Here is a 12702-nt window from a genome sequence, read left to right as displayed (position 1 = left end):
CGACAAAGGCATCCGCCACGCTGGGCCACCCACCGTCCAACTCCTGTCCACCACCCGCGCCGCCAGGCCCAAATGATCTATCTAAACGGCATTGGGGTGATCTGGTGACGCAGGGCGAGGATTTCCACGTCCTTGTCCCGATCGCCCATGGGCAGCAACCGTAGCGCGGCGAAAGCGTTCGTGACGGTCAGATAGGCCAGGCGAAGCAGCACAGTCGATCATCATGCCGCACGCGCTTCCTTCTCCTGGTGACCGGAGCTCGCGCCGCCATGCGAAGCCATCGCAGGGTTATGACCTGGGCGGATGTATTTATCGGCAGGCACAGTGCCGAAGAGCATGTGACGAGCATCAACTCGGCCATCTGTGCCTCGCAGGATACGGTCGAGAACCGAGAAAGTGCAGGTCAGATGGGATGTAGGGTGGTAGGGCGCCCGGGGCTCGAACCCGGAACCTACGGATTAAAAGTCGCAGTTTTCAATGCCGTCCACTACCGAATCGTGTCCTCTTGTATCGCGATGGCATCGGTTGCCCGCGTTTAAAATGTTCGGAAATGCCGCCCGGTGTTATGCCGTATCAGGTGCCGATGAGCATCCGATGAGCAACCACGGGAGGGATGTCATCCTTTTACTGTCAGGGCTGTGCGGGGGTGATGTCGGTGTGCGGGAAGTCGTCGCCTTTGAAGAGCAGGGGCTGGTCGAGGTCTTTGGCGAGGGCGTAGGCGAAGCAGTCGCCCATGTTGAGTTTGGCCTTGGAGTTGTTGCCCTTGCCGTAGGTCTGGTACGCCTGGCGTGCGATCCTGGCCTGATGGGGTGTTACCGGCTCGATGATGAGGCCCATCTCATCAACGAGCGTGTCGAAGGCGTTGCGCATGGCCTCACCACGGTTGTCCGCCACGATGGCCGCTTCGACGTAGTTGACGGCCGAGATGCGACACACGTTTGCGGCGATGGTGTGAGCGAATGGGATGGCCTCTGGCTCACCGTTGATGACGGCAATGATGGCGCTGGAGTCGATGATCACGCGGGAAGACCGGTGTCCGGGTCGTACAGATCTTCAACGGACAGTCGGTCCCGACCGAGGTGGGTCCGCATACCGGCGGCAACGCTCAAAATGCGTTCGGCCCTGCCGGCGGCTTCGGAGCGGCGTTCCAGCGCATCCAGGCGGCGTTCGAGTACTTGAGCGGCGTGCTGGGTTTCCTCGGCCAGCCGGATGACCCGGCGGGCGAGGTCATGAATGGGCTCGTGTTCGAGGTCCACGCTCACCGTCACTCGACTCCCTCCGTCGCGGTGCCTGAGTTGCACCTCCAGCGTAACTGGTGGCCGAGCTTCACTCTGGCCGATGGCCAGCGTCCTTCTGCGGTTTTCGCAGAGTCAGGGATTCTCCCCTGGCATGGTGCCGGCGGCGGCATGCCAGGCTTTCCAGATCTCGGGGCGGAGTCTGCCGCGGTCGGCGACCGGCAATCCTTGTTCACGAGCCCATGCGCGCACTTGCGATGGGGTCGGCTGCTGGTCGCTTGGCTGCGCGATCTCTGCTGACGTCTTCGGCGGGGAAGGGTGCGGGGGAGTGTCGGTGGCCGGTGGGTGCTCATCTGAGCCGGATGTTGTGGTGGTGAAGCCGAGGCGGGTGAGGGTGCGGCGCCGCTTGCCGTACATGCTGTACCGCGTCAAAATATAGCGACGACGGCTCTGACCTGTGGTTTGACGGGGTCCGTCTCCGTAGGCAAGATCGCGTCTTGTGCTTGTCCGCCTGCTGTATCTGATCGTGCTTCGGGTGTTCGGCTGGCTGATGTTGCTGGGCCGTGGCCAGGCGTCGAAGGACGTTGAGATCATGGTGTTGCGTCATGAGGTAGCGGTGCTGCGGCGCCAGATCGGGCGCCCGAAGCCGGACTGGGCCGATCGGGCCGTACTCGCGGCGCTGGCCCGGTGGTTGCCGGCGGTGCTGCGCGCTCATCGGCTGGTCACCCCGGCAACGTTGATGGCATGGCATCGTCGCCTATTGCGCCGGGCCTGGACCTACCCGCATCGGCCTGGGCGTCCGGGAACGACTCCGGAGCTTCGGGACCTGATCGTGCGCCTGGCGCGGGAGAACCCCGTGTGGGGCCATCGACGGGTGCACGGGGAGTTGGTGCGACTCGGCGTCCGGGTCAGCGAGGCGACCGTGCGGCGCATCCTGCGCTCGCGCCGCTTCGGGCCGGCGCCCCGGCATCTCGACACCTCTTGGCGGACCTTCTTACGGTCACAGGCCGAAGGGCTCCTGGCCTGTGACTTCTTCCATGTTGACACGATCTTTCTGAAGCGCTTGTACGTGTTGTTCGTGATGGAGGTCCGCACGCGACACGTGCACGTCTTGGGCGTGACCAGCCACCCGACCGGCGCATGGACCGCTCAGCAGGCCCGCAACCTCCTGATCGACCTCGGCCGGCGAGCAGGGTCGTTTCGCTTCCTTATCCGCGATCGGGACGCCAAGTTCACCACCGTCTTCGACGAGGTGTTCGCCGCCGTGGGTATCACGGTGTTGAAGACACCGCCGCGGACACCAAGGGCGAACTGCTACGCCGAGCGCTGGATCCGGACGGTACGCGGCGAGTGCCCCGACCGAATGCTGATCTACGGCGAACGTCACCTGCGCGTGGTTCTGAACGAGTATCTCGATCACTACAACGCGCATCGGCCGCATCAGGGCCGTGGACAGCGACCGCCGGATCACGATGAGCATGTAGTGGTGCCGATGGAAGGCCGGATCGAACGCCACGCGATACTCGGGGGAGTGATCAACGAGTATCGCCGAGCCGCATAGCCCGGTCGGAGAAACCCCAGCTCAAACCACGCACGCGAGTTTTGACGCCCTACAGGCCAGAACGGCAGCCGCTGTGAAGTCGTGCGAATCCTGCCGAAGGCGGCTTGACCAGTGCTTGGACGGGTCTGCGATCAATTCGGGCGCGTCCCGCCCGCCGCCCCTTCCACTGGGGTCCTTCTGTTGGGTGTCGTTTGGGTCTGGCTTTACGGTGCGGCCCGAGGTGGCCGATCGCCGATAGCGCAAACCGGGACAGTTCGCTCTCGTGATCGGCCCGCTGATGTGCCGGACGCGTGCCGAAGAGCATGTGACGAGCATGAACTCGGCCGTTTTCGCCTCACTGAAGACGGTCGAGAATCGAGAAAGTGCAGGTCAGGTAGGGTGTGGGGTGGTAGGGCGCCCGGGGCTCGAACCCGGAACCTACGGATTAAAAGTCCGCAGCTCTGCCAATTGAGCTAACGCCCCTCGCAACAGCAAGGGTACAGAGATTACCGCCCTGCCCGCGACGCCTGCATCACCGGTAAGCGGCCAGACCCGTCAGCGCCTCTCCCAGCACCAGCGTATGGATCTCCTGGGTCCCTTCGTATGTCAGCACAGACTCAAGGTTGTTCATGTGCCTGATCACAGGGTACTCCAGGGTGATTCCGTTCCCGCCCAGGATGGAACGGGCCTGGCGGGCGATGTCCAGGGCGGCGCGTACGTTGGCCAGCTTGCCGAAGCTGATCTGCCGGGGCTCCAGTTGGCCGGCGTCCTTCAGGGTGCCCAGATGGAGGGCGGTGAGCTGGGCCTGGGCGGTGCCGACGTACATCCAGGCGAGCTTCTCCTGCGTCAGCTGGAACGACCCGATCGGCTTGTCGAACTGGATCCGGGTCTTCGCGTAGTCCACCGCGGCCTCCAGGCAGGCGCGGGCGGCGCCCACGACGCCCCAGACGATGCCGAAGCGGGCCTCTGAGAGGCAGGAGAGGGGGCCGCGGAGGCCGACGACGCCAGGGAGGGCGGCGGAGGCGGGCAGGCGTACGTCGTCGAAGTAGAGGGACGAGGTGACCGAGGCCCTAAGGGACAGCTTCTTGTGGATCTCAGGGGCGGAGAAGCCGGGGGTGGAGGTCGGTACGACGAAGCCGCGGACGCCTTCGTCGGTCTGCGCCCAGACCACGGCGACGTCGGCGACGGAGCCGTTGGTGATCCACATCTTGGAGCCGTTGAGGATCCAGTCGGATCCGTCTTTCTTGGCATAAGTCCGCATATTGGCGGGGTCGGAGCCGTGGTCCGGCTCGGTCAGGCCGAAGCAGCCGATGGCCGATCCGGCCGCCATCCGCGGCAGCCACTCCTCCTTCTGCTCGTCGGAGCCGTACCGCCAGATGGGGAACATGGCCAGCGAACCCTGGACCGACACGAAAGAGCGCAGGCCCGAGTCCCCGGCCTCCAGCTCGCGGCAGGCCACCCCGTACGACACCGCGTCCGTCCCGGCGCAGCCGTACCCCTGCAGGTGCATCCCCAGCAGCCCGAGCGCGCCGAGCTCGGGCGCGAGCTCGCGCGCCGGGAAGACCGCCTCCTCGAACCAGTCGCCCACGTACGGCAGGACGCGGTCGGCCACGAACGACTTGACCGTGTCGCGGATCAGCCGCTGGTCGGCGTCGAGCCGGTCGTCCAGGCGGAGCAGGTCGTCCATCGCGGGTCCCTTCGTCATATAGGGGGCTACCAGGGTTCTACCAGGGGGAATCCTGATGTGCTAATACCGGGCCCGGGGGCAGTCTTGAGACATGAGCGAATACAACGTCAAGAAGCTGCGTCGGACTCACAAGGGCAGGATCGTCGCGGGCGTCTGCTCCGGCATCGGCGAGTACGTCGGGATCGACGCCAACCTGGTGCGCATCGCGCTCGCGATCGCGACGCTGTTCGGCGGGCTGGGCGTCGGCGTGTACGCGATCGGCTGGCTCCTCATGCCCGACGAGCACAGCGACACCTCCATCGTGCAGGACCTGATCAGCAAGCAGCAGGACCACGGCCGGACGGACTGGAGCGGCGAGCAGAAGCCGCAGTCGTGATCAGACCGCGGCGGGCACGCGTTCCCGGGGCTCGGTCCAGAGCAGGGCGAGGACGGCCGCGCAGATCAAGCCGGTGAATCCGGCCAGCGCGACCACCGGCTCAGGACCGAGTCTCTCCGCCGCGAACCCGCCCGCCAAGATCCCGATCCCCTGCGCGGCCATCAGCCCCGACTGCACGAGGCCGAACGCCTGGCCGCGACGTTCGGCCGGCACACGCTGGACGAAAGCGGCATTGGCCGCAAGCTGGTACGCCCCGCCGACCCCCGACAGCAGCCATGCGGCGAGCACCACCTCCAGCGGCGGCCGCAGTGCCGTCACCATCAGGGGCGCGCAGCTCAGCATGGCCAGCCACCCCATGAGCCGCAGCCGGCGCGGCGGTGGCACGAACCTGCTGAAAAGGAACGCCCCCAGGACCGTCCCGGTCGGCATCGCCGCCATCAGCAGCCCGGTGATCACCGGGACCGGCAGTGTCCACGTGGCGAACAGCGTCCCCGTGGAGAGCTTGGCCGCGTACGGCACGGCGATGCCCTCAGGCAGGATGTAGAAGCCGCACAACCACGCGAACAGGACAAGCGTCCGCAGTTGCCGCGACCCGAACACGAGCCGGGCTCCCGCCCTGGTCATGGTCCACATGGACGGTTTCGAGCCGTCGGGGCTCGCGGAGGGCCGGCGGCGCACCCCTGACACCACGATCAGCGCGGAGCCGAGGAACGTCGCGGCGTCCAGAGCGAGCGCCCGGTAGGGGCCCATGGTCGCGATCAACGCTCCGCCGGCCGCGAAACCGAGCATCTGCACGGCCTGGTTCGTCATGTTCTGGATGGCCGAGCCGATGACGTACCGGTCGTCTTCGAGTATCTCGGGCAGCAGCGCCGCGCGCGCGGCCGAGAACGGCGCGCTGAGCAGCACCACCAGGAAGACCAGCGCGCACAGCGCCCAGAACGGCATGCCCGGCACCGCCATCGCGGCCACCAGCGCCGCCCGGATCAGGTCGCAGGTCAGCATCACGGCCCTGCGCGCGAACCTGTCCGCCAGCCCGGCCAGCAACGGCCCGCCCACGATCGACGGAAGGTACGTCAGCGCGTACACGGCCGCCGTGGCCAGCGGTGAATGTGTGCGGTCGTAGACGAGTACGGCGAGTGCCACCTGAGCGAGTTGGTCACCAAGGAGGGAAAGGCCCTGGCCGTACCAGAGTGCCCTGAACTCCTTGATGGCGATGACTTCCCGATATGTGGCGTGTCCCTCAGCACGGCGATGCCGTCCCGGCGGACGACTTGCCCGCATTGCCCCCATTGGACTCCGCTGTGCCTGACTTACAGTGTTCGCTACGTCACCTAAGGTGCCCGATCATTATGGCAACCCGCAACCCAAAGAAGCCAACCAAAAGCAAAGGGTTACCAGCCCAGCTCGTGAAGTCTAGCGTCGTCGATACCGAAGTGATGGCCGACCTCGTGGACCACCGTGATGCGCACCTCGTCGACGACGTCGTCCTCCGTATCGCAAATCTGGCATATCGGATTGCGGTAGATCTCGATGCGGTCGGGCAGGACCCCTGAGTACCAGTCGCCGCGTTCCGTGAGGGGGACACCGGTGTACAGGCCGAGCAGGTGGGGCTCCGGCGGGTCATCGACGACCGTGACGACGACGTTGCTCATGGCGCGCGTGAGGTCTGGGGGGATCGTGTCCAACGCTTCGGCCACGAGTTCCTCGAACTTCTCCCGCGAAACCTCGATCACATTTGCCATTCTGCCCCGTCACTCGGGTAGGCAAGAAGGCGTATGAAGTTCGTTCGCGGGTCAAAGGCAGTCATCCAGTCCAGGGCGGCGAGGGCCGCGGCGGTGCTCCTCGTGGCCGCGGTCGGCGCCTGGCTGGGCATCTTCCTCAGCGGCACCGTACGGGCTCAGGTCGGGCCCGTCGAGACCGGGATGTCGCTCCGACCGGCCTGGGACGGCGAGACGGTCGTGGACGCCAGCCCGCTCGGCACGCTCACGTTCCGCACGCACGACGCGCCGCTGCGCCTGCGCATCACGCTCGAGAACATCGACCAGGAGCGTGCCAAAGCCCTCATAGAGGACCCGCGGCTGGCCGACCGCCTGCCCGAGCTCATCGAGGACGATCTCCTCGACGGCGTGCGCGCGCTGGCGATCCGCTCACTCCTCTGCGCGGGGGCCGGGGCGTTGATCGCGGTCCTGATGGTCTTCAGGCGTCCCAGAGTGGCCCTGACGGGCCTTCTGGCCGCCTCCGTGGCGCTGGCGGGCACCGGGGCCCTCGCGGCTCTGACGTTCCGCCCCAGCTCTCTCGTCGAGCCCCGCTACTCGGGCCTCGTCGCCGCCGCGCCGTCGCTTGTGGGCAGCGCCGAGTCGATCATGACCCGATTCGAGTCGTACCGGTCGCAACTCACCAAACTCGTCACGAACGTCTCGAAGCTGTACGACACGGTGTCCAACCTGCCGCTGTACGAGACCGACCCCAAGACCATCCGGGTCCTGCACGTCTCGGACATCCACATCAACCCCATCGCCTGGAACGTCATCCGCTCGCTCAAGGACCAGTTCAGCGTGGACATGATCATCGATACGGGCGACATTTCCGACCATGGCACCAAGGCCGAGAACAAGTTCGTGGACGAGATCGGCCGCCTCGGGGTCCCGTACGTGTACGTACGCGGCAACCACGACTCGATGATCACCCAGAAGGCGGTCGAGAAGCAGAAGAACTCCGTGGTCCTGGACGACACCACCGAAACCGTGGCAGGCCTGAAGATCTACGGCCTGGGTGACCCCCGCTTCACCCCGGACAAGTCGGTGCCCGCAGACTCGGACCCGGCCGTGCTCGGCCAGTACGCCCGCTCCCGACTCGCCAAGGTGAAGAAAGCGGATGTGATCGCCGTACACGACCCGGACGTCGGCAAGGGCTTCTCCGGCGCGGCCCCCCTGATCCTCGCCGGCCACACCCACAGCCGCAAGACGGCCATGCTCCCCACCCGAACCCGCCTCCTCGTCCAGGGCTCGACCGGCGGCGCCGGCCTGCGCGCCCTCGAACACGCCCAGCCCACGCCGGTGCAGGCCTCGGTCCTGTACTTCGACAGGGAGACGAAACGCATGCAGGCCTGGGATGACATCACCCTGGGCGGGCTGGGGGAGCAGTCTGTGTACATCCAACGTCACGTGGAGCCCGACCCACAACGTATGATTTCCCCGGAGCCAACGACCGCCCCGTCGCCAACGGGACCGGCCACTGGAACACAAACGCCGTCCGCCGGTAAGCCACTTTGGCATCAAGGGCAATCGTCCCCTATGCTTCAGAGGTCTCCGACGGAAGGCGACAGGGAATCCTGAGCCCCCATCGTCTAGCGGCCTAGGACACCGCCCTTTCAAGGCGGCGGCACGGGTTCGAATCCCGTTGGGGGCACTGCGAGCGGTTAGCGCACCGGAAAAACGGATGGTCGAAGACCACCGAAGAGCTGGTAAGCTAAACGAGCGCAAACAGCAAGAACAGTAAGAAACGCAAGGTCCTGTAGAGCAGTTTGGAGTGCTCGCCACCCTGTCAAGGTGGAGGTCGCGGGTTCAAGTCCCGTCAGGACCGCTCTGGGTCAGGTAGCTCAGTTGGTACGAGCGTCCGCCTGAAAAGCGGAAGGTCGGCAGTTCGACCCTGCCCCTGACCACCAGTCTTGAACAGCTAAGATGCCCCGAAGCGAACCCCGCTCCGGGGCGTTTTCATGTCTGTGACAGCAACGTCGCGCATCAATCCAGTGGATCATGTGGGCGCTGCCGTCCTACCGTGAGTCATGGACTTTCACCCGGGCAGCCTTTTTGGTCCCGTCCCCGAGCGAGTCGGGCGACTGGTCTTCCTCAACGGGACTCCAAGCTCAGGGAAGACAACCGTGGCGAAGGCACTGCAAGAGGAGTTGGCTGAGCCGTTCTTCCACCATTCATTGGATGAGTTGCGCGGTGGTTACCAGGGTCGGTACTGGCGGCAGGACTACGGGGGCGTGCTTTTCCGTAGAGTGCTCGACGGCTACCTGCACATGCTGTGCAGTCTCACACTGCTTGGTCATGACGTGATCTCGGAGGCGGTGATCACACCGCAGATGTTGGATCACTACCTTGCTCTGTTCGAGGGGGTTCCGGTGCTGTTCGTCGGAATTCGATGTCCTCTGGAGGAGGTGGAACGGCGTGAGAGAGGGCGAACCGACAGGATGACGTCGGCGCCGCAACTCAATGAGCCGGTCCATGCGCATGGCTGCTATGACCTGGAGGTGGACACCTCCGTACAAGGGCCGGCGGAAGTCGCCAAGCTGATCGTTGCCGCTCTGGTAGAACCGCCGGTGGTCTCCGCCTTCGATCAGCTGCGTATGCGTAAGACAGGAGGGCAGCTGGCCTGAACCGGCTGCCCTCCTGACTCAAGCGCGCGTTAGCCGAGCGCATCCCCCAGCTTGCGAAGGGCATTGCGCACGGAAGCGGAAGTGGGGAGCGTTCGTCACAAGAAGCTGCAGCCATTTGCACCTTGGTGCAACAGCTTGATCTTTGCGCGTACCCGTGCGCGGATCCGTCGCCGCACCGATGATGTACATCATCATGTACACTGGTGGCATGAAGGTGATGACCATGTCCGAATCGCGAGCCAACTACGCCGCCACTCTCGACGCCGTCATCGACGACCAGGAAGAGGTCCTCATCACCCGCCCCGGCGGAGAAGGCGTCGTCATGGTGTCGCAGCGCGAATACGAATCGATGCGCGAGACGCTCTACCTGATGGCCTCTCCCGTCAACCGCAGACGGCTGTCAGAGGCGGTCGCCCGTCTGGAGGCCGGCGGCGGCACCGTCCGCGAACTGGCCGATGAGGACACCACCTCGTGAAGATCCTTTTCGACGAACTTGCCTGGGAGGACTACTGCTACTGGCAGCGAGAAGATCGACGCATCCTCAAAAGGATCAACCAGCTGATCGCCGACATAGCCCGAAACGAGAATGAAGGCATCGGCAAACCAGAGCCGCTCAAGTACGAATGGTCCGGCTACTGGTCTCGGCGCGTAACCTCAGAACACCGGCTCGTCTACCGCGTCAACGATGACACGATCATGATCGCCGCCTGTCGCTATCACTATGAGAAGTAGCGTCCGTCCGGTCGGCAAACGGACATCATCGCCACATGGGGATACGACAGCCCGCAGGCCGGTGCGCGGCAGTCCCTCTTTAACTGGCCGTTCTCCTGTCACAGGGAACGGCCAGTGATGTTGTGGGGCACGTGTGGGTCACACGCGAGTCATCCGGTCATTTCTGGAGCTTCCGGGCAGTGGTCAGGACCAGGCGGGCGGTGTTCTCGGCCGCCGCGAAATGGCCGGCCATGACACGAATCGGCACCCGGACAGGCCGCCACCTGCTCATCACCCGAACTACTGGGGCTCTTGACCGGCTTCAGGGGTGCCTTCGAGAGTTTCCGGCGTGATCACCGCTACCTCGTTCTCCGTCAGCGCGTCCAAAAGATCAGGCGGCGGGGTGGAGTCCGTGACGAGGTAGTCGGCGCCCCCGAGCTCGGACACCTGGGCGAAGAGCCGGCGGCCGAACTTGGACGAGTCGGCCAGGATCGCCACGCGCGCCGCCCGAGAGATCATCTCTCGCATCATCGCCGCCTCGGCGAGGTTGCTCGTCGTGTACCCGGCGGCCGCCGAAACGGCGCCGACTCCGATCAACGCCAGGTCGCAGCTGATGTCCAGCTCGCTTCCGTCGGACGCCCGGAAGCCGACGGGGCCGATGGTGGCCAGCGTGAGAGTGCGAACCGCGCCGCCGAAGACGTACACGTCGCGGACGGCTGAGGGCGCCAGCGCCGGGGGTACGAGCAGACTGTTCGTCACCACTGTCAGGTCCCGATGGTTGCGCAGGTTCCTGGCCACGGCAAGAGTGGTCGTACCGCCGTTTATCATGACGATTGACCCATTTTCGACCAAGGATGCCGCAAGTACCGCAATCTTCTCCTTCTCACCTTCTTCCATCTTGAGCCGCACGTCCACGGCCCGGTCGACCCGGGAAAGGGTCGACTGACTGACCGCTCCGCCATAGGTGCGGATCAAGACGCCGTCGGCGCTGAGCTGGTCCAAGTCCCGCCGGATCGTGTCGATGGAGACGCCGAAGCGCTCTGCGAGCGCGCTGACCGTGACCTGCCCGGCCTCTGCGACGTATGCCGCCAGTTGGGCTTTACGTCCTGCAGGTAGACGACGCTGCCGGTCGTCCTCGTTAAGGGTCACTGACCCTCCCATCTCTGCGGTAGTTGCGCCACGGCTCAGCGCAACAGAGGAGTGATACAGGTCTAGAACTGCAGACTACCGCATGACATTGCCCCTTCCGGGCAAGATGCTGCCTAGTTTGGGGGTCCGGCCCGGGAAGCCTGCTGGACCTGCATGCTCCTTCCGCTTGCATGCCGAACTGTGCGGTTTCTAGCTGGACTTTGCACTACTAGGTCTTGTGGGGTCGCGTCATACGTTGTTAATGTGGCGGAAACCGGCAAAGACCGGTAACACCTGTACAGCAAGGAGGTCGCGATGACCGGAGGCAGCACCCGGTTGCAGGGCCGGACGAGGCGACTACTCGGGGTGATGGCGGTGGCGATGATCGGCGCCACGGCCGTGGGGTGCGGTTCCAGCTCGGGATCGAGCGCGGGATCAAGCGGGGACGGGACCGTCACGCTGGAGTTCGCGCAGTGGTGGGCGCCGGAGCTGCCGGCGGGATCGTTCGACAAGCTCATGTCGGAATTCACGGCGCAGAACCCGAAGATCAAGGTCAAGCTGTTGAGTGGTCCGTACGCGTCCACGAAGCAGCAGTTGGTGTCCGGAGCCGCGTCGAGGACGCTGCCTGATGTCGTGGGCCTTGACGGCGCATGGGTGAGCGACTTCGCCAAGCAGGGTGCCATCGCTGATCTGTCCGAGCTCATGACGGCTGCGAAGTACGACTCCAGCCAGCTCGCGAGCCAGATTCAGATCAAGGGGAAGACCTACATGATCCCCGTGGTGAACTTCGTCTACCCCCTGTTCGTCAACAACGATCTGCTCGCGAAGGCGGGGGTCAAGACGCCTCCGAGCACGCGCACGGAGTTCTTGGAGGCGGCCAAGAAGATCAGCGCGCTCGGCGGCAACGTCAAGGGCTGGGCCCTGCCCCTCGACACCGCCGTTCCCAACGGCGTCCAGAATGACGTGATGTCATGGCTGTGGGCGTCGGGCGGCAGCATGCTCACCAAGGACGGGAAGCCCGACCTGACCGGCCCAGGCGTCAAGAGCACCGTGGAGTACGTCAAGAGCCTGAACGACGCGGGCGTCATCGCGCCCGGAGCGCTGACCATGAAAGAGCAGGACAAGGTCGAGAAGTTCTCCACCGGCCAGATCGGCATGATGATCGACTCCTTGGCGCACATCACGCTGATCAAGAAGAACGATCCGAAGCTGGACTTCACGGTGGTGCCGATCCCGGCCGAGGACGGCTACACCGGCAAGCGCGGCATCCCGTACGCGTCCTGGGGCATCGGCGTCGCCGACTCCTCGGAACACAAGGCCGAGGCTTTCAAGCTGGTCCAGTTCTTGATGGACAAGCAGGCGAATGCGCAGCTGAGCACGTTGGCGAACGGCTTCCCCGGCAACAAGACGGCCGAGCCCGACTTCAGCAAGAGCGACGCGCTGTTCAAGACGGCCTTCGACATCTACAAGGCGGGGTATCCCGCCAACGAGTTCGTGGGGTTGCCGAAGTCCGAAGACCTGATGCGCAGCTTCGATGAGCAGCTGCAGCTCGTGCTCACCGGCAAGCAGAGTGTCGACGAAGCCCTCAACAAGGCACAACAGGCCTGGACGCCGGTGCTCTGACCTTCCGTACTTCGTGGGCCG

General features: G+C 64.9%; 15 protein-coding genes and 4 tRNA genes. 10 read left to right on the top strand and 9 right to left on the bottom strand.

Translation table 11 applies throughout. From position 1 onward, the window contains the following. Positions 1-77: 77 nt before the first annotated feature. The 4 genes from ACIBQ1_RS56040 to ACIBQ1_RS56025 form a co-directional block, all read right to left on the bottom strand. Positions 78-212, bottom strand: coding sequence for a hypothetical protein (locus ACIBQ1_RS56040; RefSeq protein ID WP_397291182.1), 135 nt, complete (start codon positions 210-212; stop codon positions 78-80). 418 nt (positions 213-630) lie between these two features. Beyond that, positions 631-1020, bottom strand: a complete 390-nt coding sequence (locus ACIBQ1_RS56035; protein ID WP_397291180.1) for a type II toxin-antitoxin system VapC family toxin — start codon at positions 1018-1020, stop codon at positions 631-633. Continuing rightward, positions 1017-1262, bottom strand: a complete 246-nt coding sequence (locus tag ACIBQ1_RS56030; protein WP_020547380.1) for a hypothetical protein — start codon at positions 1260-1262, stop codon at positions 1017-1019. The genes ACIBQ1_RS56035 and ACIBQ1_RS56030 overlap by 4 nt, the downstream gene beginning before the upstream one ends. 108 nt (positions 1263-1370) lie before the next feature. Next, positions 1371-1652, bottom strand: coding sequence for a histone-like nucleoid-structuring protein Lsr2 (locus ACIBQ1_RS56025; RefSeq protein WP_397291178.1), 282 nt, complete (start codon positions 1650-1652; stop codon positions 1371-1373). Between the two features lie 82 nt (positions 1653-1734). Here ACIBQ1_RS56025 and ACIBQ1_RS56020 point away from each other — a divergent pair, with 82 nt between their 5' ends. After that, complete coding sequence (locus tag ACIBQ1_RS56020) at positions 1735-2796, top strand: integrase core domain-containing protein (protein ID WP_397291177.1); 1062 nt, start codon at positions 1735-1737, stop codon at positions 2794-2796. A 386-nt stretch (positions 2797-3182) separates the two neighbouring features. Here ACIBQ1_RS56020 and ACIBQ1_RS56015 read toward each other — a convergent pair. Both ACIBQ1_RS56015 and ACIBQ1_RS56010 read right to left on the bottom strand, forming a co-directional pair. Next, positions 3183-3258, bottom strand: a tRNA-Lys gene (locus ACIBQ1_RS56015). Between the two features lie 49 nt (positions 3259-3307). Continuing rightward, positions 3308-4462, bottom strand: coding sequence for an acyl-CoA dehydrogenase family protein (locus tag ACIBQ1_RS56010; RefSeq protein ID WP_397291175.1), 1155 nt, complete (start codon positions 4460-4462; stop codon positions 3308-3310). A gap of 91 nt (positions 4463-4553) precedes the next feature. Here ACIBQ1_RS56010 and ACIBQ1_RS56005 point away from each other — a divergent pair, with 91 nt between their 5' ends. Next, on the top strand, positions 4554-4838 hold the full coding sequence (locus tag ACIBQ1_RS56005) for a PspC domain-containing protein (RefSeq protein ID WP_397291174.1): 285 nt from the start codon (positions 4554-4556) through the stop codon (positions 4836-4838). Here ACIBQ1_RS56005 and ACIBQ1_RS56000 read toward each other — a convergent pair whose 3' ends face one another. Beyond that, on the bottom strand, positions 4839-6119 hold the full coding sequence (locus tag ACIBQ1_RS56000) for an MFS transporter (RefSeq protein WP_397291172.1): 1281 nt from the start codon (positions 6117-6119) through the stop codon (positions 4839-4841). Positions 6120-6229: 110 nt separating this feature from the next. Beyond that, a complete protein-coding gene (locus ACIBQ1_RS55995) occupies positions 6230-6580 on the bottom strand; it encodes a metallopeptidase family protein (protein WP_397291171.1) in 351 nt (116 codons plus the stop codon). A 33-nt stretch (positions 6581-6613) separates the two neighbouring features. Between ACIBQ1_RS55995 and ACIBQ1_RS55990 the strand changes: the two genes are divergently transcribed. From ACIBQ1_RS55990 to ACIBQ1_RS55960, 7 genes are all read left to right on the top strand, one after another. Then, positions 6614-8173 (top strand): metallophosphoesterase, encoded by a 1560-nt coding sequence (locus ACIBQ1_RS55990; protein ID WP_397291169.1) that lies wholly within the window; start codon positions 6614-6616, stop codon positions 8171-8173. Beyond that, positions 8174-8246 (top strand) — tRNA-Glu (locus tag ACIBQ1_RS55985). 99 nt (positions 8247-8345) lie between these two features. Next, positions 8346-8420 (top strand) — tRNA-Asp (locus ACIBQ1_RS55980). 5 nt (positions 8421-8425) lie between these two features. Continuing rightward, a tRNA-Phe gene (locus ACIBQ1_RS55975) sits at positions 8426-8502 on the top strand. A 120-nt stretch (positions 8503-8622) separates the two neighbouring features. Then, a complete protein-coding gene (locus tag ACIBQ1_RS55970; protein ID WP_397291167.1) occupies positions 8623-9219 on the top strand; it encodes an AAA family ATPase in 597 nt (198 codons plus the stop codon). 178 nt (positions 9220-9397) lie between these two features. Then, positions 9398-9694 (top strand): type II toxin-antitoxin system Phd/YefM family antitoxin, encoded by a 297-nt coding sequence (locus tag ACIBQ1_RS55965; RefSeq protein WP_397291189.1) that lies wholly within the window; start codon positions 9398-9400, stop codon positions 9692-9694. Beyond that, the gene (locus tag ACIBQ1_RS55960; protein ID WP_397291165.1) at positions 9691-9951 is read left to right on the top strand and encodes a Txe/YoeB family addiction module toxin; all 261 of its coding nucleotides are present in this window, start codon (positions 9691-9693) and stop codon (positions 9949-9951) included. The genes ACIBQ1_RS55965 and ACIBQ1_RS55960 overlap by 4 nt, the downstream gene beginning before the upstream one ends. Positions 9952-10230: 279 nt before the next feature. On the opposite strand, the gene ACIBQ1_RS55955 is transcribed toward ACIBQ1_RS55960, so the two are convergent. Next, the gene (locus tag ACIBQ1_RS55955) at positions 10231-11079 is read right to left on the bottom strand and encodes a DeoR/GlpR family DNA-binding transcription regulator (RefSeq protein ID WP_397291164.1); all 849 of its coding nucleotides are present in this window, start codon (positions 11077-11079) and stop codon (positions 10231-10233) included. 294 nt (positions 11080-11373) lie between these two features. Between ACIBQ1_RS55955 and ACIBQ1_RS55950 the strand changes: the two genes are divergently transcribed. After that, positions 11374-12681 carry an ABC transporter substrate-binding protein gene (locus ACIBQ1_RS55950; protein ID WP_397291162.1) on the top strand — a complete coding sequence of 436 codons (1308 nt, stop codon included), beginning with the start codon at positions 11374-11376 and terminating at the stop codon, positions 12679-12681. The last annotated feature ends 21 nt before the right edge of the window (positions 12682-12702 follow it).

Origin of the sequence: Nonomuraea sp. NPDC050153 (assembly GCF_044460125.1) — a bacterium.
In the GTDB taxonomy this organism is placed as follows: Bacteria; Actinomycetota; Actinomycetes; order Streptosporangiales; family Streptosporangiaceae; genus Nonomuraea.
Note: the sequence above shows the minus strand (reverse complement) of the source record. Positions and strands in the feature narration are given on the sequence as shown.

What these genes read in the sequence shown, in the direction of transcription:
- ACIBQ1_RS56025 (WP_397291178.1), bottom strand. Translation starts at nt 1,652, where the DNA reads ATGTACGGCAAGCGGCGCCGCACCCTCACCCGCCTCGGCTTCACCACC.
- ACIBQ1_RS56010 (WP_397291175.1), bottom strand. Translation starts at nt 4,462, where the DNA reads ATGGACGACCTGCTCCGCCTGGACGACCGGCTCGACGCCGACCAGCGG.
- ACIBQ1_RS56005 (WP_397291174.1), top strand. Translation starts at nt 4,554, where the DNA reads ATGAGCGAATACAACGTCAAGAAGCTGCGTCGGACTCACAAGGGCAGG.
- ACIBQ1_RS56000 (WP_397291172.1), bottom strand. Translation starts at nt 6,119, where the DNA reads ATGCGGGCAAGTCGTCCGCCGGGACGGCATCGCCGTGCTGAGGGACAC.
- ACIBQ1_RS55995 (WP_397291171.1), bottom strand. Translation starts at nt 6,580, where the DNA reads ATGGCAAATGTGATCGAGGTTTCGCGGGAGAAGTTCGAGGAACTCGTG.
- ACIBQ1_RS55990 (WP_397291169.1), top strand. Translation starts at nt 6,614, where the DNA reads ATGAAGTTCGTTCGCGGGTCAAAGGCAGTCATCCAGTCCAGGGCGGCG.
- ACIBQ1_RS55970 (WP_397291167.1), top strand. Translation starts at nt 8,623, where the DNA reads ATGGACTTTCACCCGGGCAGCCTTTTTGGTCCCGTCCCCGAGCGAGTC.
- ACIBQ1_RS55965 (WP_397291189.1), top strand. Translation starts at nt 9,398, where the DNA reads ATGATGTACATCATCATGTACACTGGTGGCATGAAGGTGATGACCATG.
- ACIBQ1_RS55950 (WP_397291162.1), top strand. Translation starts at nt 11,374, where the DNA reads ATGACCGGAGGCAGCACCCGGTTGCAGGGCCGGACGAGGCGACTACTC.